2 protein-coding genes are annotated in these 2,209 nt (G+C 63.5%); both read left to right on the forward strand.

Annotated features, from left to right (window positions below):
• Positions 1-780, forward strand: a 780-nt coding sequence (locus A5681_RS17920) for a glycosyltransferase (RefSeq protein WP_331710661.1), incomplete at its 5' end; no start/stop codon positions are given.
• Positions 781-1,172: 392 nt separating this feature from the next.
• Positions 1,173-2,209, forward strand: a 1,037-nt coding sequence (locus tag A5681_RS17925) for a glycosyltransferase (protein WP_082968416.1), incomplete at its 3' end; no start/stop codon positions are given.

The raw sequence follows: 2,209 nt of genomic DNA on the forward strand, positions 1-2,209 counted from the left end.
TTCGACTGGTTCTGCTGGCGCCTGAACAAAAAGGTAGAGGACGCCCAGCGCCGCCAACTTGGGCTACCCCGCGCGACGGCCCCTTCCCCGCGGCGGATCGCCCAGCGCGGATCGCTGGAAATCCAAGCGTACGACGAGGTGTGCTTTCCCGGGCTGGCCGCCGAATGGGCCAAATGGGATGATCTCCGGCCATTTGTCGGCCCCCTGACAATGGAATTGACCACGAGCGCCGACGACGACGTCGCCGCATGGATAGCCGCGGGAACGCCGCCGATTTGCTTCGGATTCGGCAGCATGCCGGTCGAATCGCCGGTCGAAACAGTCGAAATGATCGGTGCGGCCTGCGGGGAATTGGGCGAACGTGCGCTGATCTGCGCAGGGTGGAGCGATTTCAGCGACGTGTCACTTCCTGAGCACGTCAAGGTTGTGGGTGCGGTGAATTACGCGGCGGTCTTTCCGGCCTGCCGCGCGGTCGTACACCATGGCGGTTCAGGCACCACTGCGGCAAGCCTGCGCGCCGGAGTCCCTACGCTGATCCTCTCGATGGATGCCAACCAAACCATCTGGGGAGCGCAGCTAAAACGATTGAAAGTCGGTAGTACGCGGCGCTTTTCGGCAACCACCCGCGAAACGCTGTTGGCGGATCTACGCCGGATACTCGACCCGGACTACGGTGTCCGCGCGCGCGAGATCGCCAGGCACATGACCAACCCCGCTGAAAGCGTCGTTAAGGCGGCCGACTTCGTGGAAAAGTTTGCCAGCTCGCGCAGCCGCGCCTGATCGGCCGCGGGGCCAGCAACTCCACTGTGGGCCGACCGGGCACCGTCCGCTCCTGCCACGGCGCCACGCAAGTTACCGCTTCTCGAGACATCGGACCGGCCTTTCTGGCACACTGATATGTGATCAGCCGACGACGTCTGGGTCGCGCTTAGCCGCCCAAAGTCGTCACAGTCCAATGGTCGGGGGGATAGAGCCGATGAAATTGGCTTCGTCGTACCCGACGGCGGCGGGCGAATTTCGTCGGTCTGCCTGTTCGCAGAACGCCAATCCTCGTGCAATTCAACGACAGTCCGGTCAATCCCAATCGGGAAGGGAGAGACTGAATTTAGGGCCAAAAGACTCTAGGTCAGGAGTTGCTTGTGCGGGGGAAAAGTGATTAAGGTTACAGCGCGATGAAATTTGCTGTGGCAAGTTATGGGACGCGCGGTGACATCGAGCCGTGCCTCGCTATCGGCCGTGAGCTGACGCGAAGAGGGCACGAAGTGCGCATGGCCGTCCCGCCCAATCTCGTTGAACTTGCACAGGAAGCAGGCCTCGCGGCCATCGGATACGGCCCCGATATGCACGACTTCTGGAGCGACGAATTCATCCGTGACTTCTGGAAGAATTTCGTGCGGGGGCCCATCAAGCTGATGCGCGACGCATGGGAGCCCGTGCTGCGAAACTGGCAGGAGATGAGCTCGTCGCTGATGTCGGTCGGGGCCGGTGCCGATTTGCTTTTCACCGGCCAGCTCTACCAGGACCTCGCCATCAATGTCGCGGACTACTACCGCATTCCGATGGCCACGTTGCATTACATCCCGATGCGGCCCAACGGGGAGTTGATTCCCGCTCTGCCCCGGCCGATGGTCCGTACCGGGATGGCGGTCTACGACTGGATGTGCTGGCGGATGAACAAGAAGGCCGAGGACAGGCAGCGCCGCGAACTCGGCCTGCCGACGGCCACGGTCGCCTCGCCCCGCCGGATCGCCGAACGCGGGTCATTGGAAATCCAGGCCTACGACGAGGTGTGTTTCCCCGGCTTGGCTGCCGAGTGGGCGAAGTGGGGCGGCCAACGGCCGTTCGTGGGCTCGCTGACCATGGAGTTGACCACCGACGCCGACGACGAGGTGTTGTCCTGGATCGCTAAGGGCACGCCGCCGATCTGCTTCGGATTCGGGAGCATGCCGGTCGCCGAGTCGCCGGCGGACACGGTCGCCCTTATCAGCGCGGCGTGCGAGGAGCTGGGGCAGCGGGCGCTGGTCTGCTCCGGCTGGAGCGATTTCAGTGGCGTGCCGCAGTCCGACCACGTCAAGGTGGTCGGCGTGGTGAATTACACGAAGATCTTCCCCGCCTGTCGGGCGGTGGTTCACCACGGCGGCTCGGGCACCACTGCCGCGAGCCTGCGTGCCGGCATACCCACCTTGATTCTTTGGAGCTCGGCTGACCA

Source organism: Mycobacterium scrofulaceum (genome assembly GCF_001667885.1).
Classification (GTDB): domain Bacteria; phylum Actinomycetota; class Actinomycetes; order Mycobacteriales; family Mycobacteriaceae; genus Mycobacterium; species Mycobacterium scrofulaceum_C.